Genomic DNA, 23198 nt, shown 5'->3' with positions numbered 1-23198 from the left:
GGACCATTTTCTAAGTTTTTTAGGAATCTGTATTTTTAATAAGATTCATATTCAGGGCGGAAGAAGCCTAGGCGACGTTCAATTCTATCGACACGGCGGTCTAACTGCATAAATTGACGCTCTAGACGATCTAATCTTCTACTGATGTTGCCATCCCACGGAGGTCCTCCAGGGAATCCAGTGCCTGGAAAACCAGTACCCGGGAAACCAGTTCCTGGGAACCCTGTTCCTGGGGCACCAGTTCCTGGGAATCCACCAGGAAAAAATTGTGTTTGACCTTGTTGACGATAGTCCATCATTCTTATCTCCTCCTCAAAATTAACAGTTCAAGCATGATAATAGTTTATGTGGAGAAGGTAAAAAGGGGTGGGCGATTGCCTATAAATATTGGAGTGATTGTTAGTGAGAATTGATAAATTACTATCAAACTTAGGATTTGGTAGTCGTAAAGAGGTAAAAAAAATTTTAAAAAATGGTTCAATTAAAGTAAATGGTGAGATTGTAAAAGATTCAGGCCATCATATTAATGTCGAATATGATAAGGTAACCGTTCACGGTGAAGAGGTCCATTATCGCGAATTCATTTATTTGATGATGAACAAACCACCTGGAGTTATCTCCGCAACGGAGGATAATTATGAAGAAACAGTGATTGATTTGCTCGAAATCGAAGACTCCATATTTGAGCCTTTCCCTGTTGGAAGACTGGATAAAGATACAGAGGGATTGCTGCTAATTACAAATGACGGGCAACTTGCTCACCGATTGCTTTCTCCAAAAAAGCATGTACCGAAAACCTACTTTGCTGTGATTGATGGTGTCGTAACAAATGAGGATGTTCAAGCTTTTAAACAAGGGGTTATTCTTGATGATGGCTATCATACGCAACCGGGGGAATTAAATATTCTTAAATCGGGAATTCGTTCTGACATTGAATTAACAATAACAGAAGGGAAATTTCATCAAGTGAAAAGAATGTTCCAGTCTGTAGGAAAACGAGTTATTTATTTGAAAAGGATTAAAATGGGTTCGCTCATATTAGATGAAGCACTTGAACTTGGGGAATACCGCGAGTTGACAAATGAAGAAGTGGACAAATTAATGAATGACTATGGGGCGAAATGATGAACTGTAAAAGATATTTTAACAATTGAAAAGCCGCATAAAAATAGAACCGGATAAGGCATCGGCCGGTTCTGTAGAGTTTTAAAAAATCACTCTAGTAGCTTTTGCTTTCGTTCTATGAAGTCATTTTCACCTTTTTTTGTGTTATTGTCCATTTACCACGGCTGGGGCTCATTACTAAGTCGTTATATGCCAGGACATTTAAATCCCGCTGTATGGTCCTTGGTGTAATGCCAAATTCCTCTACAAGATCCTGGGTTGTTACAGTTCCATTCTGATGAATGAACATGTAAATGGATTTGATTCGGTTTATCTTCCGGTTAGTTGAAGGTTTCAAACAACCACTCCCTATCCTAAATTAAACCATTGACATAATTCTACAACCAACAGCTCATTGAAGATGAATCTTAGACTTATGTAATTTTTCTTTTCCAGCCAACTCCTTTTTAGGTACCGTTATTAGCAGGTTGTACTTATTCTCTTTAAACTATTGTACCCTTAATAACAATAAATTTCCACTCAAGTGCATAAATTTACAAAATATTAATCTTTTTTTAACAATAAATGTTCGTCTTTCCCTCCTTAATTAAACGTTATCCTACTATATGACGCTCTATAGACTGATTATTACTCGAAAGTTGAAAATTCAGAAATATGTAATATAAATAAAACCGGTAGAAATAGAGAAAGTGGCGGAAAGATAAGGTAAAATAAAAATAATTAACAAAAAGAACTTCTCCTTTTTAATGGACGATTTGAACGATTACATAACTTGGAGGAATTACGATGGAACCGATACACTGGTCAGAGGAAGTAGAAAAACGAAAGGCAAGTTTGATTAGTGAGACTCAGCAATTATTAAAGATCAAAAGTGTTCTTGATGAAGAGAGGGCTACACCTGAGGCTCCACTGGGCTCCGGAGTCAAGCAAGCGTTGCAATTTATGCTTACATTGGGTGAGAAGGAAGGATTTATCGCAAAAAATATTGGAAATGTAGCTGGCCATCTAGAATTTGGCGAAGGGGAGGAAATTGTCGGGATTTTATGTCATGTAGATGTTGTCCCTGAAGGCGACGGTTGGACGAGCGACCCATTTGGAGCAGAAATTCGTGATGGGAAAATTTTTGCCCGTGGAGCAATTGATGACAAAGGACCGACTATGGCTGCTTTTTATGCGATGAAAATCGTCAAAGAGCTAGGCCTTCCGCTAAAAAGAAGGGTCAGAATGATCATTGGTACAGATGAAGAAAGCGATTGGCGTTGTGTTGAACATTATTTTAAACATGAAGAAATGCCACAAATGGGTTTTGCACCTGATGCTGATTTCCCAATTATCTATGCGGAAAAAGGAATTTCCGATTTTGAAATCCTCATGAAAACCGGACTGGACAGAGAAGCAAATGGGGATGTGGAAGTTCTCGAATTTTCATCTGGGAGAAGATACAACATGGTCCCTGACTTTGCCACAGCTTCCCTATATGTGCCAACGATTCAGACGGTGATTGTCCAGCAATATAAGGAATTTAAAAAGAAGTACAAGCTTGAAGGGAATTGTCATGTGGATCAAGGGATTCTTATCTTGAACCTTCATGGAGTTTCTGCTCATGGAATGGAACCGGATAATGGGAAAAATGCTGGGTTATTCATGGCCAATTTTCTTGCCGGTTTGAAGTTAGATGAAAATGCGCAGAAATATTTTAAGTTTGTTTCAAGTTATTTAGGCCAAGAGTCTCGTGGACAAGCTTTTAATATTGCCTATTCCGATGATATTACAGGAGATTTAACCATCAATGTTGGCAAACTGGAATATACGAAACAAGCAGGTGGAAAATTAGGAATCAATTTGAGATATCCAGTGACAATGGACTTCGAAAATGTCTTAGACCGATTGAAGAAACTTTTGACAAAGGCAGGATTTACTGTTGGGAACTTTTCCAATTCAAAACCTCATCATGTAGATGAAAATGAGTTTCTGATTCAAAAACTGAAAAAAGTATATGAAGAGCAAACAGGAGAACCAGCAACATTGCTGTCAATTGGTGGCGGTACATATGCTCGCTCGTTAAAATCTGGGGTTGCATTTGGACCGTTATTCCCAGGAAGTCCAGACATAGCCCACCAAAAGGATGAATACATGGTTATTGAAGATATGCTCAAGGCAACGGCTATCTATGCACAAGCAATTTATGAGCTTGCAGGGAATATAGACTAGGAGGAGAAGAAGAGGATGTCATTTGTCATTTTAAACGGGGAATTGATTAAAAGGGAACAGGCAACCATTGATATTGAGGACCGAGGTTATCAGTTTGGTGATGGAGTTTACGAAGTGGTTCGAGTCTATAACGGGAAACTCTTTACAGGTGATGAACATTTACAGCGTTTAGAAAAAAGTGCTGCTAGTATTGGCATGCAAATTCCGTTTCCAGTGGAACAATTGAAGGACCAGCTCGTCCAACTGATTGATAAAAATAAGTTAACATTGGGCACGGTGTATTTACAATTTACCAGAGGAATTTCTCCGCGTAAACATCCATTTCCCCCTGAGAATGTAAAAACAACATTTGTTGCTTATACGAGAGAAGCGGGACGTCCAGAAGAAAAGATGTTACAAGGTGTCAAAGCAATCATTACCGAAGACATTCGTTGGCTTCGTTGTGATATAAAAAGCTTAAATTTGCTTGGGAATTTGCTCGCGAATCAAAAAGCCGCTGAAGCTGGCTGTGATGAAGCAGTATTACATCGTGATGGGTTGGTGACAGAAGGAAGTCACTCAAATATTTCAATTGTTAAGGGTGGCAAAGTTCAAACACATCCAGCCAATCAATTTATTTTGAATGGAATATCCAGAAAAGTAATGCTCGCTATTTGTGAACGTGAAGGTATCTCTGTGATTGAGGAAACTTTTACTGTTGATGAATTATTAAAAGCGGACGAAGTGTTTTTGACGGGAACAACAGTGGAAGTGATGCCTATCGTTGAAATCGATGGAAAACAAGTAGGCGATGGCCAACCTGGTCAATTGACAAGAAAATTACAAGAGTGGTTTAAATTAGAAATTGAGGCTCAATGTGGAAGCTTATAATCAATTTTAGAGGGGTTGCTCACGAGCAGTTCCTCTTTTTTTTACGAATACTGAACCAAGGAATTATCATTTTAAAAACGGATGATACGTTAAACTAATGACGTAATAGAAGGGAGAACAATATGTCTCAACAAGTTCAAAAGTCTCAATCTCATTATTTTTATGCTGTTGCTATCCCAGATGAAATAAAAACTAAATTACATAAAATGAATCAAAAAGTACAAGAATCATGCCCTTTTAAACGTTGGGTTCATAATCAGGATCTTCATCTGACCTTGGCGTTTCTTGGTGCTGCATCTGAAGAAAAGCTAGCAGCCTCGATACGTAATGTCAAAGATCAATTGCCAATCCCAGCTTTTACATTATCAATTGATCATTTAGGCGTTTTTGGGAAAATAGATTCACCAAGAATTTTTTGGGCAGGAATCGCTGAACAGCAGGAATTAGCAGAAAACAGAAAGAAGGTATTTCGAGCTTGTCATTTAGCGGGATTTGAGTTAGAGACTAGGGCCTTTCATCCTCATATTACTTTAGCGAGAAAATGGATAGGTGAATTCCCATTCTCGAAAGAACGTCTTGATGAGTTGAATCCGTTTTTAGAGCACCCTATTCGATTTCAAGTGAAAAATATTGTTTTGTACAAGACGAATATAGGGAAAGAACCTAAATATGAAGCAATTAAGATTTTTGATTTAACGAATGATTAATGGATTTATTTTAAAAAAGTAATCTGTAATTATTCGCTCCCTCCCATTAATATAAATAAATATGAAAGTGATTACAAAGGCGGATGTCAATGAAGCAGGTTTATTTTATCGTCAACCGACAGGCAAAAAATGGCCAGTGCCGGAAGATTTGGGGCAAGGTTGAAAAACAATTAAAAAAAGAGAATGTAAGTTATCATGCTTTTTATACTGAATATTCGGGTCATGCAACAAAATTAGTTGAATCTATAGTAAAAGAAATAGGTGAGACACCCTGTTTAATTATTGGAATCGGAGGAGACGGAACGATTCACGAAATCGTCAATGGTTCCGTTGGAAAAGAGAATGTGTCAATCGCTTTTATTCCTGGTGGATCTGGAAATGACTATGCGCGAGGGTTTCATATCCCGAAGGAAATAAAAGCTGCACTAAATTTAATTTTCGACCAACCGTTCGTAAAAAAAATTGATGTTGGGAAAGTTCATAATCGTGAAGGAAAAGACATTTATTTTGTCAATAGTATGGGGGCAGGATTTGATGCTGCGATATGCGAAGAAGCAAATCAATCAAAGCTGAAGGCAAAGCTGAACCTATTTTCGCTAGGGAGTCTTGCTTATGTAACGATCTTAATTAAAAAGCTCTTTCAGCATATTTGTGTGGATATGGTTTTGTCGATTGATGGTCTCGAATACGAATTTAGGAACGTTTGGTTCATTACCGTTTCAAATCAGGTTTATTACGGTGGTGGCATGAAAATTGCTCCTGATGCAAACCCAACAGATGGATTATTAAACATTACAGTTGTCCATAATTTATCTAAATGGAAGTTGCTATTTGTTTTTATTACCGTATTTTGGGGAGGACATCGTAAGTTTAAAGAGGTCAACACTTATACAGGGAGGAATGTTTCGATTCAATCAGACCATCCATTTCCTATCCATGCAGATGGAGAAGTAATTGGTACTACCCCTGTACAGGTCCAAGTTTGTGAAAAGTCCCTTACTATTATAGCTGGTGCATAAATCATCAGGGAGGTGAAGTGATCTTGAGTATTGAACGTCATTTTCACGCTTATTTGGATCAATTACAAATGATTACAATCTTACTTCCTTATTCTTATCATGGCGGAAATTCAAGTTCCTTTTATTTAGCGAGTGATGAAAATAAAACCCCTTTGACTATAGAGGATGTTCATAAACATCCACAGTTTGTAAAATATATTTGTTTTGCACCATTTAAGTTAGCGATTGGGGAAATTTACTATATACATGATCAATATGACGGAAAAACAGATCTACAAATAGGAGCGGTGATAAGGACTCAGGAATTTGATGAAAAGTTCTTTTATGAAGGAAAAGACTTGGGCATGACGGTTTTAGAGAACAAGATTATCTTTAAAGTGTGGGCTCCAACCGCAACAAATGTAAAATTGAAGCTAATAAATAAACGGGAAAAAGAGAATGTGTGGACAATGCAACGTCAGGAAAAAGGGGTCTGGTCTATTGAGTTAGATCGCAGTGTTGAAGGGTCACGATACTTTTTTCTTGCGAGAATTAATCTCGAATGGCGTGAGGCCGTGGATCCGTATGCTCGTGCTGTTTCAGAGAACGGCAAAGCAGGAGTGGTTATTGACCTAGAGAAAACGAAAATGGCGAAAGTGAATCTTCCATCCATTTCAAATCCTTGTGATGCGATTATTTACGAAACTCATATTCGTGATTTAACGATCCATCCACACAGCGGTGTAAAAAAGAAAGGGACTTATTTAGGTGCCTCAGAGCTTGGGACGGTAAGCCGCTCAGGTGAAGTCACGGGCTTATCCTATATAAAAGACTTAGGAGTGACACATATTGAGTTTCTCCCGTTTAATGACTTTGCAGGAGTAGATGAATTGGCCCCTTCATTGGCTTATAATTGGGGCTATAATCCAATCCATTATAATGTGCCTGAGGGTAGCTATTCAACAAATCCTCGTGATCCGTATAAAAGAATTACTGAACTAAAAAAATTGATTGAAACCATTCATTCCGAAGGACTTAGGGTAATAATGGATGTTGTATATAATCACGTTTATATAAGGGAAGAGTCTCCATTTGAACAATTGGTACCCGGTTACTATTTTCGCCATGATGAACATGGTTTCCCTTCAAATGGAACTGGAGTTGGAAATGATTTTGCATCCGAGCGATTAATGGCAAGAAAGTTTATTCTTGATTCAGTTGAATACTGGATGAAGGAATATCAAATAGATGGACTACGTTTTGATTTAATGGGGATATTGGATATCGAAACAATGCAAAAGATTAGCGATATCGTTTATGAAATTAATCCTTCTGCGATTATTATCGGTGAGGGTTGGGATTTAAATACGCCAATTCCTATTAGTGAGAAAGCAAGTATTAGAAACCAACAAAAAATCCCTTCAATTGGTCAGTTCAATGATTGGTTCCGAGATACAATTAAGGGGAGTACCTTTAACTTATATGACAAAGGTTACGTATTAGGAAATGAACGAACAACAGAGGCTGCTAAACAAGTGATTGCGGGGAGTATCAGCATAAATAAACGAAAAGGTGGCTTATTTACGGAGCCCCATCAAAGCGTGAACTATGTTGAGTGTCATGATAATCATACTTTATGGGATAAATTAAGTTCATACGATGTAGTAGATTATATCAAAAAAAGACATCGGTTAGCTACATCAATGGTCATCCTTTCTCAAGGCATTCCATTTCTTCATAGCGGGCAAGAGTTTTTCCGTACAAAAGCCGGAATCGGCAATAGTTATCAATCTTCAGATGAGATTAATTGGTTGGATTGGGATCGGAGAGACCGCTACATTGAGAATGTAAACTATATAAAGGGAATTATTTCAATCAGAAAATCTTATAAACCTTTTCGGTTGTCTAGCTCAAATTTAATTCGTAAACATATGAGCTTCTTATCTATGCCACAGCCTATGATAGGATATATGCTCTCAAATGTACGGGAATACGGTGAATGGGATAAAATAATCGTCTATTTTAATCCAACGGCAACTGAGAGAATGGTTGAGCTCCCTGAAGAGTCAAAATGGACAGTATTAGCGAATCATAAACAAGCTTCTGCATTGCCAGTCGATTGTTTTTTGGGGCAAAAGGCAAAAATTATGCCCTGTTCTTTGCTTATTGTCGTAAAATAAACAGCATAAATCCAAAGAAACATTCTAGAGTGGGAAGTAAATTAAACAAGTAGACTTGACGGGGAAAGCATATAGGAGATAAAATTTATTAAGATAGCTATGATGTACTCTCATTTAATAGCTGTCTTTTTTCATTCATTTGGAAAATGAACAAAATCTCTCGCTTTTGAATAGATAGTGACATATATTGAAGGTGAACAACTTTGGACGATTTATTAGGACATGAATGGGAGATTATTCCTGCTGGTGGAGCGACAGGCACCGCTTATTTTGCTCGGTATGAGGAACAGCGGCTGTTTTTAAAACGGAATTCTTCCCCTTTTCTTGCAGTCTTATCTGCAGAAGGAATTGTCCCGAAACTTATTTGGACAAAAAGATTAGAAAATGGAGATGTTATTACTGCTCAGCAGTGGTTAACAGGTCGAGAACTAAAGTCCACGGAAATGGAAGAGAACCGAGTGGCTAAGCTCTTGAACAAAATTCACCGTTCCAAGCCTCTACTCAATATGCTTACGAGACTAGGAAAAACACCAATTCAGCCGGAAACCATTCTGGATATTATTAAAGAAGAAATTGACGTAGGGCTATCCGGGCATCCAAGTGTTGTGGGAGCGATGGATTTTTTAACAAAAGAATTAAAAAACATTGATTATGAAGAAAAGGTTGTTTGCCATTGTGATGTCAATCATAACAACTGGTTGCTTACGGAAAACAACCAGTTGTACTTAATCGATTGGGATGGAGCTTTAATTGGAGACCCTGCAATTGATCTGGGTCTACTCCTTTATTCTTATATACCTGAAGAAAAATGGGAGGACTGGCTCAATCTCTACGGGTTGCCGCTTACAGAGAATTTAAGGTTGCGCATGAAATGGTATGTGCTTGCACAAATATTGATGTCCATTAATTGGCATAAACATAAGAACCGTCTAACAGAAATGGATAGATGGGTGGTTTTTCTTGAAAATTCAATGTGATTGATCAAGAAAATTGTCCAATATCATCTACCCAATTTGTAATATTTTCTTGGTTCGATAAAATATGCTCATCTAAATTAGAGGAATATTTTCCATGTTGGCTGTAATTATAGATTTCTTGTAAGATTGGCTTAACATGGTGGTCGATTTCTGTGTTAACCATTAATGATTTTACCAATCGTTCCATTTGTTCGCATTCGGAAACTGATCCACAACAATCTGTCTGTTGATTGCTTAAAATATCTGTTAAAAGATTAACTTGGTCTTGGTAGCTAAGCGGCATAACATTCACCCTTTCATATTTAAAATAATGGGGAAAAAGGAATCCACATCGTTTATTTTGTGGATTCCTTTTTTCTTTATGCAGGTTTAACTTGAAAAATAGCCGTTACCCATGATATCTTTTGAAAGAATGAATGATTAGAGGTGTGTTATGAGATTACGAAATAAGCCTTGGGCTAAAGATAAGTTATTAGAATATCCACAGTTTGTTATCCTTGAACCAGAACAGCATCGTGGACACTGGGATAAAGTGTTTGCTGTGGCACAGCCGATCCATATTGAAATTGGCACAGGGAAAGGGCGCTTTATTACGGAAATGGCAAAAGCGAATCCTCATATTAATTATATAGGAATTGAACTTCAAGTAAGTGTCATTGTGTCAGCATTAGACAGACTAATTGAAGCGGACTTGCCAAATTGTAAGCTGATGAATGTGAATGCTGAAGAACTAGAGAATTATTTTTCTGCTAGTGATGTTGAACGTGTTTATTTGAATTTTTCTGATCCATGGCCAAAAACACGTCATGAAAAACGCCGCTTAACTTTTAAAAGCTTTTTGTCTGTATATGAGAAAATATTAGTGAAGAATGGTGAGGTTCATTTTAAAACGGATAATCAAGGATTATTTGAATACTCATTAATGAGCTTTTCACAATATGGGATGCTTTTGAAATATGTAAGTCTTGACTTACATAACAGCGAGTTTGAAGGAAATGTGATGACCGAATATGAACAGAAATTTTCATCACGTGGAAATCGGATCTATCGATGCGAAGTGCAATTTCAATCAAAATAACGGGGAAACTTGTGGTTATTCCGCAAGTTTTTTATTTTTAATTTTTCTGAATTTAAAGTAAAATAAAACATTATGGTGATAGGTAGGGATAAGTGTGGAGAAACTCGAATTAGCAGGTTTCACTTTTACTTGGCTTAAAGGTGGGGGGACTCATCTCGATGGAGGGGCGATGTTTGGGGTTGTCCCTAAAGCTTTATGGTCGAAGAAATATGACGTGAACGAAAAAAATCAAATTGAATTACGCACAGATCCGATTCTTGTACAAACAGCCGGGAAAAATTATTTAATTGAATCAGGGATTGGGAATGGGAAATTAACTTCAAAGCAAAAACGAAATTTTGGTGTCGAGGAAGAATCATCTGTTGAGGAATCTTTAGCAAAACTTGGAGTATCAGTAAAAGATATTGATTATGTTCTGATGACTCATATGCATTACGACCATGCATGCGGACTAACGAAAGAAGTTGATGGCCAATTTGTTTCAGTCTTTCCCAATGCAAAGATCGTTACTTCGGAAATGGAATGGAACGAAATCCGCAATCCGAACATTCGCTCTAAGGCTACCTACTGGAATCAAAACTGGGAACCGATAGAAGAGCAGGTTGTCACTTTTGAGGAAGAGTGGTGCTGTAATTCGATAAAAATGATCCATACCGGTGGACATAGTGCTGGTCATTCAATTATCGTTTTTGAAAACGGGAATGACACTGTTGTCCATATGGCTGATTTAATGGCGACTCATGCACATCAAAATATTCTTTGGGTGATGGCATATGATGATTATCCAATGACTTCTATCAATGCAAAGCAAAAATGGATGAAATTTGCTTTAGAAAGAAACGCATGGTTTACTTTTTACCATGATGCCGTTTATCGAGCAATCAAGCTGGATGAAAAGGGAGATATTTGTAAGGCTGTCCGGAGAGAAAAATAAAAAAGGCCTGCGGTACTGCCGAAACGGGTTCTCTTTAACGGTGAAAAACACTTCTTTATCTCATCTTTCTTAAATAGAAGACCAGTCCTTAAGTGAGTAACTAGCGAAAGGAAAATAAGCGGAGATTTTCCGGTTATGCAAATAAAAATCGCCCATTTTCACGTTTATTGAGTAAATAGACGGAATCTCTCCGTTTATTTAAGCTATTTTCAATGATATTTGCTAATTAAGCGGAAATTTTCCGTCTATTATTGATAAGTGTCAAAGAAGGTAAGTCGGATTAACGATAAGGCAGGGCAAATTCTAACATGGTGCCCTGCTTTTTTCTTATTGCACCTCAAAAAGAGAACCTGATAGATACTGCCACAGGTCCTTTAGTAAATTGGATTTGTTTCAATGATAGTCCCGGTTGCAGCATCTGCAATAAATTCATATATCTCAGATTGGCCATTTACATTGCGGCTAATTCCACCTTTATATACACGATATTGAATAGGAGACTGCGAATAGGGCTCAACATCCATATTAATCCATGATCCGCTAATAGCACCTTCTTTTTTGAAAGCAATTTTCACTTCTTCCAAAACTTCCTCAGGTGAGATTGTTTTTGTTCGGGAGGTTGCTTCTTTAACTTCTTTAACGATAAAAGCACCGGCCACCCCTGAGCACACTCCAATTAGGAAATACTTCCAATTCATAGCAGGCCTCCTCAGTTTAGAAAAGTCATTATTTATTTCTTATCATAACAAAAATAGAAAGGGCAATAAAGGGATTTATTTCCGTCCTTGTAAGAATAAAACATGATTGATTGGCAACATAAATCGTTTTTCTGTAAAATAAAATTTGTACATACAAAAAAAGTGGGAAATTAAATTAGGATTAAGGAGGTAAAATAATGAATAAAGAGACTTTAACAATGTTTAAGACGTTGACAGAGCTTCCTGGGGCTTCCGGGTTTGAGCATGGTATTCGTCAGTATATGCGAAGCCAATTAGAGCAATATGCGGAGGAAATTGTTCAAGATAATTTAGGCAGCATCTTTGGTGTGAAGAAAGGCCAATTAGATGGGCCGACGATCATGGTGGCAGGCCATATGGATGAAGTAGGTTTCATCGTCACATCCATAACAAAAAATGGGATGATTCGCTTTCAAACTCTTGGTGGCTGGTGGAGTCAAGTCCTCCTAGCTCAACGTGTTCAAATCATAACGGACAATGGACCGGTTATCGGGGTAATCGGCTCCATCCCACCACATTTATTAGATGAAGCAAAACGTAATAAACCAATGGATATAAAGGATATGTTAATCGATATTGGTGCGGATGATAAAGAGGATGCCGAAAAGATTGGGATCAAGCCCGGCCAGCAAATCGTACCAATTTGTCCGTTTACACCGATGGCAAACAATAAAAAGATTTTAGCTAAAGCGTGGGACAATCGATATGGTTGCGGGCTGGCGATTGAGCTGTTGAAAGAAGTAAAAGAAGAAACTTTACCTAATATTCTATACTCTGGAGCAACAGTACAAGAAGAAGTTGGTTTAAGAGGGGCGAGAACATCGTCTAATTTAATTAAACCTGATCTTTTTTTCGCGCTAGACGCAAGTCCGGCAAATGATATGACAGGTGATAAAAATGAGTTTGGCCAGTTGGGAAAGGGAGCGCTTTTAAGGATATTTGATCGTACGATGGTTACTCACATAGGTATGAGGGAATTTATTCTTGATACAGCAGAGACACATCAAATTCCTTACCAATATTTTGTGTCCCAAGGAGGAACGGATGCTGGTCAAGTGCATATTTCGAATGAAGGAGTACCAAGTAGTGTAATTGGAATTTGCTCTCGGTATATTCACACTCATGCTTCGATGATCCATGTCGATGATTATGCAGCTGCAAAGGAATTATTAGTTAAACTTGTTCGTTCTTGTGATCAGACAACAGTAGCAACGATTAAAGGGAAATAGGTATATGAAGGTTTTGGGAGGCAGATAAAACTGCCTCCTATTGTATTTTAAGATTTCCTCCTGTGTTGAAACGGTCGAAGAATTTATGACGATTTTTTGAAAGCTAATTAGCATTACAGACATTTTTAGCTCCTAAGCTTGTCACTTATTCGTTCGTAGCGGTATGATGGAGAAGGGATTGTAGAAGAGTAAGGAGGAAATAAAAGTGGGAAAATTGAGCTGGACAGCCTTACTTATATTTACCGTACTAATTCTAAGTTCTTGTTCGGTATCGTTTGAGGATGAATTAACTGAAGCACGTAAAGCTGCCGAAATAGAGGTTAATCAAGAACCGGAACAAGCGAACGAAAGCAATGACGAGATAGAATATTTTTTGCCTTCTGGGGTTGAAAAGAAAGAGGAAACACCGAATAATATTCTTTTGAATAATGGATCCAAGACGTATATCTTATTTTATAATCAGCGCGAAGACCATGGCAGCAAGGTTGTCTATGAATCCACATTAAACTTACATCCAGAATGGGATGGGCATTTTACTTTTGAACAGGATGGGAAGTTCGGTTATTTCCTCGTAAAGAAAATCGATGATGGAGTAAATCAAGTGGTGACCGGTATCGGAGGAGTTAAATTGACCACTGAGACAAAAAGTCTAAAATCAGATGTAGACACAATGATGAAGATTGTCAATTCAGTGACGATAAAGTGAGCGGCTGCTAGCGTGCTCACTTTTCTTTTTTATTTTTGGCGTTAAGAATGAACATATCTACAATATATGGTTTCACTTTCGAGTGCTGTTTGGTTTCTTTTTTATTGTTGCAGGTTTAAAATGTAAACACAGTGTTTTGAAAAATGGAGGAATGAATGGTGGAAAAACTAAAGTCACTTGAACAATTTAAAGAGCTAAAAAAAGAAGGAAAACATATTTTTTTATTTTCTGCTGATTGGTGTCCTGATTGTCGGTTTATTGATCCAATCCTTCCAGAGATTGAAAAAACATTCTCAGACTATCGTTTTGTTTATATCGACAGGGACGACTTTATCGATCTTTGTATTGAGTTAGACATTTTCGGAATTCCAAGCTTCCTTGCTTATGAAGACGGAAAGGAATTGGGCCGCTTTGTCAGCAAACAACGGAAAACAAAAGCACAAATTGAAGAATTTATTGGAGGGCTTGTTTAAATAATGGACAGTAAGAAATTGAGAAAAATTCTTGAAGAAAGATTAAAGCATCCAGATCGTTTAATAAAGTTTGATCGCGAAAAAGATTTGCTGAGAATTGAAAATAAACAGACTGGTCGAGGAATCACCATCGAATTGCCAGGGGTTATCGCCAAGTGGCATTCCGAAAAGGAACAAGCAATTGATGAAACGGTTTATTATGTAGTTGAGGGATTAACGGCCATGGAAGAGGAGGTTCACCTTTCAGGGCAGGAAAGAAATATTTTTCCTGTAATTCGCTCTACATCTTTTCCGGATCAAGCAGAAGAAGGGGTTCCGTTTTTCTTTGATCCCCATACTGCCGAAACACGTATTTATTATGCGCTTGATTTGGGGAAAACCTATCGGCTAATTGATAAAAATTTATTAGCCAGGGAGGGCTGGGGAGAAGCACAAGTTAGAGAAACAGCTTTATTTAATCTCCGGTCGTTATCCGCAGAATTTAAAAAGGATGAAGTAGCAGGCAATCTTTTTTATTTTTTAAATTCAAATGATGGTTATGATGCAAGTAGAATTCTAAATGAACCATTAATAAATAAGATGAAAGCGAAAGTTGAAGGAACATTGGCGATTGCAGTCCCGCATCAGGATGTATTAATTATTGCTGATATACGTAATAACACTGGATATGATATTCTTGCTCAAATGACCATGAGTTTTTTTGCAAGTGGGAGGGTACCAATTACTGCGCTTTCTTTCCTTTATGAAGATGGTGAGCTTGAACCGATTTTCATATTAGGAAAAAATAAAAGAAAATAGGTTTATTTTCAGCCCTTAACCGGGCTTTTCCTTTTTTCTCTTCTCGTTCGGCACATGAGAGAATTGTCCTATTCTTTTAAGTTAGTCTCGATTAATGGACAAATACTGTTAAAATAGGAATGAATGAAAAAAGAAAGAGTGATTAGTTTGAGTTGGATTAAACGTATTTTGCAAATGTTTCGAGGAGAAGAGGAGAAAGCACAACCCAATGATAAAAACTCAATAGAAAACGATATACATAAACCGTACAATCTGCTCGATGATCGGTATGAGAGAGAAGGCAAAAAGGAGTTAGACGCTAGGGTGTTGTATAAATATCCAAAGGGTAAATTTAAATTCCCTCTGATTCCAGATGAGATAGAAAAGGAACAAAAGAAGCAAAAAGAGGATGTAAAGAAAGAGGAGCCTTCTTTTTATGAGCCTGTTCAGGAAAATGCGAGTGAATTTAGACGAATAGAAAAACGAGAAAAGGGACATATGTTCCGCCCAACTGAGATCCCTTCACCCATATTTGCTTTTCAACGGTCTAAACAAGAGGAACCTGTCGAGTTTGAGTTGAATACTTTTGCGAGCAACAAAGAAACACCAATTGAGCCGATACTAAAACAGCAAGAAACGGTAAAAGTTATACAACCCATACCTACGGCTAGAGGGTCAGAAAACGAAAGTAGAGCAAACATCAAAGAAGAGGGAAGCATCCAAAGACAAGAAAACATCAAAGAAGAAGGAAACATCCAAAGACAGGAAAACATAAAAGAAGAAGAAAGCATCCAAAAAGAGAAAGAAAACACAAAAGCAGAAAGCATCCATAAAGAAGAAAATAAACCGAAAGAAACGACTCAGTTTTTAAAGGAAGCAGATCCGACTACATTGATTAAAGAGGATTCAACAAAAGAAGCGCAAGTGAATATGGGAGAACCTCAAATTGCAGCCACGATTGAAACATCAAGTGAGCGTCCGAAGAAAAAGCATGTCCCTTTCAATGTTTTAATGTTGAAACAGGACAAGAAAAAACTTGAAGAACAAAAAGAGAGGAAGAAAAAGAGCAACGATCCTCTTCATGAACAAAAAATAGTGCCAATCGAAAATGCTTCTTCTGAAATGAAGGAGAGCGACATAAAATGGAACTTAGAATCGAAGCATATACAAGAAAGAGAGGAGGCATATTTATATCCTCCCCTTGATCTTCTTCATCCCCCAGTAATGATTGAAACAAATAAAGATTGGCTAAACGAACAAGAAGAGATTTTAAATGTGACATTAAGAAATTTTAATGTTGGAGCAAAAGTGGTTAATGTTACCCAAGGACCTTCTGTGACTCGTTTTGAAGTACAGCCTGAGCCAGGCGTGAAAGTAAATAAAATTACGAATCTAGCAGATGATATTAAGCTAGGCTTAGCTGCAAGAGATATTCGAATTGAAGCACCTATTCCTGGTAAACACGCGATTGGAATTGAAGTCCCAAATGCATCAAGTCGACCGGTGTTAATTAGTGAAATAATTCGTACAAATGGGTTTAGCGAAACAGCTTCCCCGCTTGCTGTTGCCTTAGGATTAGATATTTCAGGTAACCCAATCATCACAGATTTAAAGAAGATGCCTCACGGTCTCATAGCTGGTGCTACAGGTTCAGGGAAAAGTGTATGTATTAATACGATGCTTGTTAGTCTAATCTATAAGGCGCACCCAGATGAAGTGAAGTTACTATTAATTGATCCGAAAATGGTGGAGTTAGCGCCATACAATCATATCCCACATCTTGTCAGTCCAGTTATTACGGATGTTAAAGCTGCTACAGCCTCACTAAAATGGGCTGTTGAAGAAATGGAAAGACGTTATGAGTTGTTTGCACACACTGGCGTGAGGGAGATAAATCGGTATAATGAAATGGTTAACGAACATGGTCGGAATGAAGAAAAGTTACCTTTTATTGTCATTGTCATTGATGAACTTGCGGATTTAATGATGATGTCTCCCGCCGATGTTGAGGAAGCGATTTGCCGCATTGCTCAAAAAGCGCGGGCATGTGGAATCCATTTAATTATTGCAACACAAAGGCCTTCTGTTGATGTTATTACCGGTTTAATTAAGGCGAATGTTCCTACTAGGATTGCCTTTTCTGTATCATCTCAAGTAGACTCACGAACCATTATTGACATAAGTGGTGCTGAGAAGCTCCTTGGGCGGGGAGATATGCTCTTTTTAGAAAACGGTTCTTCTAAGCCTTACCGATTACAAGGGACTTTTGTTTCTGATCAGGAAATTGATGATGTTGTTGCTTTTGTTCGAAAACAACGCACACCAGAATATTTGTTCGAACAGGATGAACTGATTAAGAAGGCACAAGTAACAGAGGAAGAGGATGAGCTTTTTTATGAAGCTTGTGCTTATGTAATCGAACAAGGGGGAGCATCAACTTCCAGTCTACAGCGACGATTTAAAGTAGGTTATAATCGAGCTGCGAGATTGATTGATATGATGGAACAAAATGGTTTCATTTCCGAGGGGCGAGGGAGTAAACCCAGAGATGTCCTCATTTCTGCAGAGGATTTAGAAGCCACATATGAAGGAAGCAAAATGTATTAATTAATCATATTGATTATAAAAGTGAATATTAGAGATGCAATAGTTTTTACAAATGAAAAATGATATAATGTATCAATACTTAAGATTCGATAGTTAAACGGTTTGTTGTCAACATCTTAATATGAGCAAATTACGCTAACTGTCATATACTGTGTTACATACAGACGTTTGTTGGAGGTTCTTTATATGACTATTTACCATTTTGTAGGTATAAAGGGGTCTGGTATGAGCGCACTTGCTCAAATTCTCCATGATATGGATTATAATGTACAGGGCTCTGATGTCGAAAAACATTTCTTTACCCAGATCGCCCTTGAACAATCAGGAATAAAGATCCTTCCTTTTAACAAGGATAATATTCAACCGGGAATGACGATTATTGCTGGGAATGCTTTTCCAGATACACATGAAGAAATTCAGCGTGGGATGGAGCTAGGGCTACCGATTATTCGTTATCATCGTTACCTCGGTGATTTCATGGAAAAATTTACAAGTGTTGCTGTAACTGGAGCGCATGGCAAGACATCGACAACTGGTTTATTAGCCCATGTCATGAATGGAGCAAAGCCGACTTCATTTTTAATCGGAGACGGTACAGGCAAAGGGGACAAGGAAGCTGAGTACTTTGCATTTGAAGCATGTGAATACCGACGTCATTTTTTGTCCTATTTTCCAGATTATGCAATCATGACGAATATTGATTTTGATCATCCTGATTACTTTGCTAATATTGAAGATGTTTTTTCAGCGTTTCAGGAGATGGCCCTACAAGTGAGGAAAGGAATTTTCGCTTGTGGTGATGATGAGCAGCTTCAGCAAATTCAAGCGAAAGTACCTGTTGTTTTTTATGGTTTTGCGGAAGAAAATGATTTTCAAGCTCGAAATGTGGCAAAGTCGACTGATGGGACCACATTTGATGTGTTTGTAAGAAATAATTATTACGATACTTTCTTTATTCCCTTATACGGGGATCATAATGTTTTAAATGCTCTTGCGGTCATCGCTCTTTGTAATTATGAGGGGATTGGTTCGGAAGTGATTGCAGAGCAATTGACAACGTTTAAAGGGGTAAAACGAAGATTCTCCGAAAAGCAAATGGCGAATCAAGTGATTATTGATGATTATGCCCATCACCCGACGGAAATTAAGGCAACAATCCAAGCGGCTAACCAGAAATATCCTGATCGTGAGATTATCGCGGTATTTCAACCACATACTTTTACGAGAACACAAACATTTCTCCAAGAATTTGCTGATAGTTTAAGTCATGCAGACAAAGTTTATTTATGTGAAATTTTTGGTTCAGCTCGAGAAAATCATGGGAAACTATCAATTGAAGATTTAAAAAATAAGATTGATGGAGCAGAGATTATTTCAGAGGATGAGACTACTGTACTAAAAAATCACGAGTCAGGCGTGATTATTTTCATGGGTGCAGGGGATATTCAAAAATTCCAAGAAGCCTATGAAAGGCAGGTTCAACTATAAGAAAAGTTAAACAGGAGGCGAAATGGCCTCCTGTTTTTCTGTACGTAGCTAAATATACTTTGTGGTTGTTTCAAGAAGCTCTTACAATGACAATCTGTAAAACAGATGATGATTATAATTGAAATGACTGGATTTTATTGAAAGTAATCCTTATGATTAAGGGAGAAGAGAATGGGTAGTATGGTAACAAATACATAAAGCTAATGACTTTAAGGTAGGAAATAAGAAGGTAGAGGATTTAATTATCGGAGGTTTTAGATTATGGAAATTATACTTTATTTGAGTGTTGCAGTAGCAGCACTGGCTTTCCTTATTCTTGTGATTTTTCTTTCAAAAACGTTAAAATCTTTACAAATTACGCTTGACAGTGTAGCACGCACGCTATCGGGATTAGAAAAACAACTTGATGGGGTAACCCGTGAGACAACGGAGTTGCTTCATAAAACAAACCATTTAGCGGAGGATATTCAGCGTAAATCAGAAAACTTAAATTCTGTTGTCATTGCTGTAAAGGACGTAGGCAACTCGGTGCAACAATTTAACCGTTCGATTCAAAATATTCATACGATCGTTGACAAAGAGCTTATTAAAAACCAAGATAAAATTTCTCAAGTGATCCAATGGGGGAATGTCTTCTTAGAATTAAAAGAAAGATGGAGGGCAAAAAAGGAAAGTCCTGTATATGAAAAACAAGATGGAGAGCAAATTCTTTCTAGACGACGTGAACGAGCACAAAATAATTAATGGGGTGATAAAGGATGAAGAATAGGGAATTGAACGAGAAACAAGAATCGAATACAAATACACGTGATTTCGTTATCGGTGCGATTGTAGGAGCTGTCGCTGGTGCAGCCGCCGCTTTATTACTGACTCCGAGGTCTGGAAGAGAGTTGCGCACCTCGATTAACGAACGGTCTGTTTCAATCCTTGAGAAAACAGAACAGGTGAAAGATAAAGCGATGACTAAAAGCATTGAACTGGCCTCAGTTGCAAAGGAAAAGGCAAATTCAATTGCAAATACCGTTTCACAGCAATCTTCAGACTTATTACATAAAGCGAGAAATGACCAAAATCAAGAGGATCCTCAATCACATGATTTTGCCAATTCGTCAAGCGGTATGAGTGAGGAGATTCAAAGAAAGTTAGCAGAAACACAATCAGCATTTGATGAGACAGAAAGAAAACTAAATCAATAGTCATGAAATTACATCGGTTTGTTCGAAAAAAAATAATATCTAGGATAGAGGAGTGATTAGATTGCAAAAAATAGAGTCAATCGAGGAATTTAGCAAATTATTTGAAGAGGAAGGCTCTTTCTTCTTTGTTAAGCATAGTTTAACATGCCCAATAAGTCAGGCTGCATTTGAAGAATATGAGAAATTTAGTAGCGATAGCAGCTTACCTTGCTATTATTTAGCCGTACAAGAGGCAAGGCCGTTATCTAACCATATTGCTGAAAGGTTCCATGTAAAACATGAATCGCCTCAAGCAATTTTATTTACACGTTCGAATGTTGTTTGGCATGCTTCACATTGGAAAATAACTGAGAAATCATTACAAGCTGCGTTCGTAGAAAATAATTAATATGTATTCACGATCAGTGGGGGACAGCCGTCCTCGCTGATTCTGCGCACACACTTTAGTGCTTAAAAGCTTAAAAGCGTTTAATTGCTAAAGAAGTTCGTGACATTTGAAACTAATTCATATATAATAACGATAATTATAGAAAATGCAGTGCATTCTGAATATACTTGGTTTGAAGGGACGGGAAAAAATGAGTAATAATCAACTGGATCAACTGAGAGAACGAGTAGACGAATTAAATTTGCAATTATTATCATTGATTAATGAAAGGGCAATGCTTGTACAGGAAATCGGTAAGGCGAAGGAAACCCAAGGAGTTTATCGCTATGATCCGGTTCGTGAACGCCAAATGTTAGATCTTATTAAGGAAAATAATAATGGCCCGTTTGAAGATTCAACAATTGAACATATATTTAAGCAAGTTTTCAAAGCTGGCTTGGAATTGCAAGAAGAAGATAATCGAAAGGCACTACTGGTCTCCCGGAAGAAAAAGCCTGAAGATACAATCGTTGATGTAAAGGGAGTAAAGATTGGGGATGGCAGTCAGCAATTTATCTTTGGTCCATGCTCCGTTGAATCGTATGAACAAGTGGCAACTGTAGCAGCGGCAGTGAAAGAGAAAGGATTTAAAATGCTTCGTGGCGGTGCTTTCAAACCGAGAACTTCTCCATATGACTTCCAAGGTTTAGGGATTGAGGGCTTAAAGATTCTAAAAAAGGTTGGAGAAGAATTCGACTTAGCTGTTATTAGCGAAATCGTTCATCCAAATGATATCGAGACAGCTGTTGACTACATTGATGTCATTCAAATTGGTGCACGTAATATGCAAAACTTTGAATTGTTAAAGGCAGCAGGGGCGGTTAATAAGCCAGTGTTACTAAAACGTGGTTTATCCGCGACAATTGAAGAGTTTATTAACGCTGCTGAATACATTATGGCTCAAGGAAATGGGCAAATCATCCTTTGTGAACGTGGAATTCGCACATATGAGAAAGCAACAAGAAATACACTAGATATTTCTGCTGTACCAATTTTAAAACAAGAAACACATTTGCCTGTTATGGTTGATGTTACTCATTCGACTGGTAGGAGAGATCTTCTTCTTCCAACAGCAAAAGCTGCTTTAGCAATTGGTGCTGATGGGGTTATGGCAGAAGTTCATCCAGATCCAGCTGTTGCCTTGTCTGATAATGCTCAACAAATGGATTTAAAGCAGTTTGACGAATTTGTTCGTTCGCTGCGTACATCTTCATTTGTTACGATTTAAGAAAAAATGCCATGCCTGACAAAATAGGCATGGCATTTTTACGTATAAAAGAAGATAAAATTGAGGCGTTCACATTGCCAGATTGGCGTTGTTGTCGTATGATTAATAACATAATTATAATTGTACATAAAATCACATTCTAAAATATGGTTAATTGAACCGATTATACCGTAAAATAAGAGAAAGTATTGTAACGGAGATTAAAAGGAGTGAAGAAGATGAATATAACGATATATGATGTTGCTAGAGAAGCAAATGTTTCAATGGCAACTGTCTCGCGTGTAGTAAATGGAAACCCAAATGTTAAACCAGTTACAAGAAAAAAAGTAATGGAAGTCATTGATCGCCTTGGTTATAGGCCAAATGCTGTTGCAAGGGGGCTGGCTAGCAAAAAGACGACAACTGTCGGTGTAATTATTCCTGATATTTCAAGTATCTTTTTTGCTGAATTAGCAAGAGGAATAGAAGATATTGCAACGATGTATAAATACAATATTATACTTAGCAGTTCTGATCAAAATAATGATAAGGAACTTCACCTATTGAATACAATGCTTGGAAAACAAGTGGATGGAATTGTATTTATGGGAGGGAATATTACTGAAGAGCATGTTAATGAATTTAAAAAATCCCCTGTCCCGATTGTGTTAGCCGGGTCAATTGAAGAATCAGAAACTGTTCCCTCAGTTAATATTGATTATGAACAGGCCATATCTGACAGCGTTCAAGCACTTATTGAAAAAGGACATAAACGAATTAGTTTTGTTGTTGGCCCATTATTAGAGCCTATTAATAAAGATAAGAAACTGAATGGATACAAGCGTGCGATAGAACAGTCTGGGTATGAGTATGTTGAAGAATTGGTCTTTGAAGGTGATTATACTTATGATTCGGGGATTGAGGCTATTGAAAAACTAAGTGGCTTGGAAGAAAAACCAACTGCGATTATTGTTGGATCGGATGAAATGGCACTCGGTGTTGTTCATGGCGCCATTGACCTTGGTTATAAGGTACCTGATGATTTTGAAATCATTAGCTCCGACAATACAAGACTTGCAATGATGGTACGACCACAGCTAACAACAATTGTTCAGCCATTGTATGATATTGGTGCTGTTGCAATGAGGCTTCTAACTAAATTAATGAACAAAGAAGAAGTAGATGACCAAACCGTTATCCTTCCACATAGAATTGAATACCGAGATTCAACGAAGAATTGAATAAATGACCGCGGATTCGCGGTCATTTTT

Annotated in this window: 24 protein-coding genes; 20 read left to right on the top strand and 4 right to left on the bottom strand. The window is 37.6% G+C overall.

Annotation, left to right across the window (positions count from 1 at the left end; all coding sequences use genetic code 11):
- Nucleotides 1–35 precede the first annotated feature (35 nt).
- On the bottom strand, nt 36–299 hold the full coding sequence (locus tag GNT69_RS09965) for a hypothetical protein (RefSeq protein ID WP_203554917.1): 264 nt from the start codon (nt 297–299) through the stop codon (nt 36–38).
- A 103-nt stretch (nt 300–402) separates the two neighbouring features.
- On the opposite strand from GNT69_RS09965, the gene GNT69_RS09960 reads away from it, so the two are divergent.
- A complete protein-coding gene (locus GNT69_RS09960; RefSeq protein WP_203554791.1) occupies nt 403–1125 on the top strand; it encodes a pseudouridine synthase in 723 nt (240 codons plus the stop codon).
- Nucleotides 1126–1240: 115 nt separating this feature from the next.
- Here the strand turns inward: GNT69_RS09960 and GNT69_RS09955 are convergent, their stop codons facing one another.
- A complete protein-coding gene (locus GNT69_RS09955) occupies nt 1241–1462 on the bottom strand; it encodes a DeoR family transcriptional regulator (RefSeq protein ID WP_203554790.1) in 222 nt (73 codons plus the stop codon).
- Between the two features lie 449 nt (nt 1463–1911).
- On the opposite strand from GNT69_RS09955, the gene pepV reads away from it, so the two are divergent.
- The 6 genes from pepV (at nt 1912) to GNT69_RS09925 (ending at nt 9068) form a co-directional block, all read left to right on the top strand.
- Nucleotides 1912–3336, top strand: coding sequence for a dipeptidase PepV (gene pepV / locus GNT69_RS09950; protein WP_203554789.1), 1425 nt, complete (start codon nt 1912–1914; stop codon nt 3334–3336).
- 15 nt (nt 3337–3351) lie between these two features.
- Complete coding sequence (gene dat, locus GNT69_RS09945; protein ID WP_203554788.1) at nt 3352–4206, top strand: D-amino-acid transaminase; 855 nt, start codon at nt 3352–3354, stop codon at nt 4204–4206.
- Nucleotides 4207–4328: 122 nt separating this feature from the next.
- On the top strand, nt 4329–4913 hold the full coding sequence (gene thpR / locus GNT69_RS09940; RefSeq protein ID WP_203554787.1) for an RNA 2',3'-cyclic phosphodiesterase: 585 nt from the start codon (nt 4329–4331) through the stop codon (nt 4911–4913).
- A gap of 89 nt (nt 4914–5002) precedes the next feature.
- Complete coding sequence (locus tag GNT69_RS09935) at nt 5003–5932, top strand: diacylglycerol/lipid kinase family protein (RefSeq protein ID WP_203554786.1); 930 nt, start codon at nt 5003–5005, stop codon at nt 5930–5932.
- Between the two features lie 20 nt (nt 5933–5952).
- The gene (pulA, locus tag GNT69_RS09930; protein ID WP_203554911.1) at nt 5953–8091 is read left to right on the top strand and encodes a type I pullulanase; all 2139 of its coding nucleotides are present in this window, start codon (nt 5953–5955) and stop codon (nt 8089–8091) included.
- Nucleotides 8092–8294: 203 nt separating this feature from the next.
- Nucleotides 8295–9068 (top strand): phosphotransferase family protein, encoded by a 774-nt coding sequence (locus GNT69_RS09925; RefSeq protein WP_203554785.1) that lies wholly within the window; start codon nt 8295–8297, stop codon nt 9066–9068.
- 4 nt (nt 9069–9072) lie between these two features.
- On the opposite strand, the gene GNT69_RS09920 is transcribed toward GNT69_RS09925, so the two are convergent.
- Complete coding sequence (locus tag GNT69_RS09920) at nt 9073–9351, bottom strand: YtzH-like family protein (protein WP_203554784.1); 279 nt, start codon at nt 9349–9351, stop codon at nt 9073–9075.
- 150 nt (nt 9352–9501) lie between these two features.
- Between GNT69_RS09920 and trmB the strand changes: the two genes are divergently transcribed.
- Nucleotides 9502–10146, top strand: a complete 645-nt coding sequence (gene trmB / locus GNT69_RS09915) for a tRNA (guanosine(46)-N7)-methyltransferase TrmB (protein ID WP_203554783.1) — start codon at nt 9502–9504, stop codon at nt 10144–10146.
- 94 nt (nt 10147–10240) lie between these two features.
- The gene (locus GNT69_RS09910; protein WP_203554782.1) at nt 10241–11080 is read left to right on the top strand and encodes a YtnP family quorum-quenching lactonase; all 840 of its coding nucleotides are present in this window, start codon (nt 10241–10243) and stop codon (nt 11078–11080) included.
- 374 nt (nt 11081–11454) lie between these two features.
- Here GNT69_RS09910 and GNT69_RS09905 read toward each other — a convergent pair whose 3' ends face one another.
- The gene (locus GNT69_RS09905; protein WP_203554781.1) at nt 11455–11778 is read right to left on the bottom strand and encodes a PepSY domain-containing protein; all 324 of its coding nucleotides are present in this window, start codon (nt 11776–11778) and stop codon (nt 11455–11457) included.
- Nucleotides 11779–11975: 197 nt separating this feature from the next.
- Between GNT69_RS09905 and GNT69_RS09900 the strand changes: the two genes are divergently transcribed.
- From GNT69_RS09900 to ccpA, 11 genes are all read left to right on the top strand, one after another.
- Nucleotides 11976–13046, top strand: coding sequence for a M42 family metallopeptidase (locus tag GNT69_RS09900; RefSeq protein ID WP_203554780.1), 1071 nt, complete (start codon nt 11976–11978; stop codon nt 13044–13046).
- Between the two features lie 205 nt (nt 13047–13251).
- Nucleotides 13252–13752, top strand: coding sequence for a hypothetical protein (locus tag GNT69_RS09895; protein ID WP_203554779.1), 501 nt, complete (start codon nt 13252–13254; stop codon nt 13750–13752).
- Nucleotides 13753–13907: 155 nt separating this feature from the next.
- Nucleotides 13908–14225, top strand: coding sequence for a thioredoxin family protein (locus GNT69_RS09890; RefSeq protein WP_239094110.1), 318 nt, complete (start codon nt 13908–13910; stop codon nt 14223–14225).
- Nucleotides 14226–14228: 3 nt separating this feature from the next.
- Nucleotides 14229–15023, top strand: a complete 795-nt coding sequence (locus GNT69_RS09885; RefSeq protein WP_203554778.1) for a DUF1444 domain-containing protein — start codon at nt 14229–14231, stop codon at nt 15021–15023.
- 147 nt (nt 15024–15170) lie between these two features.
- Nucleotides 15171–17609 (top strand): DNA translocase FtsK, encoded by a 2439-nt coding sequence (locus GNT69_RS09880; protein ID WP_203554777.1) that lies wholly within the window; start codon nt 15171–15173, stop codon nt 17607–17609.
- Nucleotides 17610–17795: 186 nt separating this feature from the next.
- The gene (gene murC / locus GNT69_RS09875) at nt 17796–19097 is read left to right on the top strand and encodes a UDP-N-acetylmuramate--L-alanine ligase (protein ID WP_203554776.1); all 1302 of its coding nucleotides are present in this window, start codon (nt 17796–17798) and stop codon (nt 19095–19097) included.
- 261 nt (nt 19098–19358) lie between these two features.
- Entirely contained in the window at nt 19359–19841 is a 483-nt protein-coding gene (locus tag GNT69_RS09870; RefSeq protein WP_203554775.1) for a DUF948 domain-containing protein, read from the top strand.
- 14 nt (nt 19842–19855) lie between these two features.
- The gene (locus GNT69_RS09865; protein ID WP_203554774.1) at nt 19856–20293 is read left to right on the top strand and encodes a YtxH domain-containing protein; all 438 of its coding nucleotides are present in this window, start codon (nt 19856–19858) and stop codon (nt 20291–20293) included.
- Nucleotides 20294–20354: 61 nt separating this feature from the next.
- Nucleotides 20355–20681, top strand: coding sequence for a bacillithiol system redox-active protein YtxJ (ytxJ, locus tag GNT69_RS09860; RefSeq protein WP_203554773.1), 327 nt, complete (start codon nt 20355–20357; stop codon nt 20679–20681).
- Between the two features lie 190 nt (nt 20682–20871).
- Entirely contained in the window at nt 20872–21948 is a 1077-nt protein-coding gene (locus GNT69_RS09855; protein WP_203554772.1) for a bifunctional 3-deoxy-7-phosphoheptulonate synthase/chorismate mutase, read from the top strand.
- Between the two features lie 218 nt (nt 21949–22166).
- The gene (gene ccpA / locus GNT69_RS09850; RefSeq protein WP_203554771.1) at nt 22167–23168 is read left to right on the top strand and encodes a catabolite control protein A; all 1002 of its coding nucleotides are present in this window, start codon (nt 22167–22169) and stop codon (nt 23166–23168) included.
- Nucleotides 23169–23198: the final 30 nt, after the last annotated feature.

This window comes from Bacillus sp. B15-48 (assembly GCF_016879755.1).
Taxonomy (GTDB): Bacteria; Bacillota; Bacilli; order Bacillales; family Cytobacillaceae; genus Mesobacillus_B.
This window is presented reverse-complemented; position numbering and strand designations above follow the sequence as displayed.

What these genes read in the sequence shown, in the direction of transcription:
- GNT69_RS09920 (WP_203554784.1), bottom strand. Translation starts at nt 9,351, where the DNA reads ATGCCGCTTAGCTACCAAGACCAAGTTAATCTTTTAACAGATATTTTA.
- trmB (WP_203554783.1), top strand. Translation starts at nt 9,502, where the DNA reads ATGAGATTACGAAATAAGCCTTGGGCTAAAGATAAGTTATTAGAATAT.
- dat (WP_203554788.1), top strand. Translation starts at nt 3,352, where the DNA reads ATGTCATTTGTCATTTTAAACGGGGAATTGATTAAAAGGGAACAGGCA.
- pepV (WP_203554789.1), top strand. Translation starts at nt 1,912, where the DNA reads ATGGAACCGATACACTGGTCAGAGGAAGTAGAAAAACGAAAGGCAAGT.
- GNT69_RS09935 (WP_203554786.1), top strand. Translation starts at nt 5,003, where the DNA reads ATGAAGCAGGTTTATTTTATCGTCAACCGACAGGCAAAAAATGGCCAG.
- GNT69_RS09885 (WP_203554778.1), top strand. Translation starts at nt 14,229, where the DNA reads ATGGACAGTAAGAAATTGAGAAAAATTCTTGAAGAAAGATTAAAGCAT.
- ccpA (WP_203554771.1), top strand. Translation starts at nt 22,167, where the DNA reads ATGAATATAACGATATATGATGTTGCTAGAGAAGCAAATGTTTCAATG.
- GNT69_RS09900 (WP_203554780.1), top strand. Translation starts at nt 11,976, where the DNA reads ATGAATAAAGAGACTTTAACAATGTTTAAGACGTTGACAGAGCTTCCT.
- GNT69_RS09905 (WP_203554781.1), bottom strand. Translation starts at nt 11,778, where the DNA reads ATGAATTGGAAGTATTTCCTAATTGGAGTGTGCTCAGGGGTGGCCGGT.
- GNT69_RS09870 (WP_203554775.1), top strand. Translation starts at nt 19,359, where the DNA reads ATGGAAATTATACTTTATTTGAGTGTTGCAGTAGCAGCACTGGCTTTC.
- GNT69_RS09865 (WP_203554774.1), top strand. Translation starts at nt 19,856, where the DNA reads ATGAAGAATAGGGAATTGAACGAGAAACAAGAATCGAATACAAATACA.
- GNT69_RS09890 (WP_239094110.1), top strand. Translation starts at nt 13,908, where the DNA reads ATGGTGGAAAAACTAAAGTCACTTGAACAATTTAAAGAGCTAAAAAAA.
- GNT69_RS09855 (WP_203554772.1), top strand. Translation starts at nt 20,872, where the DNA reads ATGAGTAATAATCAACTGGATCAACTGAGAGAACGAGTAGACGAATTA.
- thpR (WP_203554787.1), top strand. Translation starts at nt 4,329, where the DNA reads ATGTCTCAACAAGTTCAAAAGTCTCAATCTCATTATTTTTATGCTGTT.
- murC (WP_203554776.1), top strand. Translation starts at nt 17,796, where the DNA reads ATGACTATTTACCATTTTGTAGGTATAAAGGGGTCTGGTATGAGCGCA.
- GNT69_RS09965 (WP_203554917.1), bottom strand. Translation starts at nt 299, where the DNA reads ATGATGGACTATCGTCAACAAGGTCAAACACAATTTTTTCCTGGTGGA.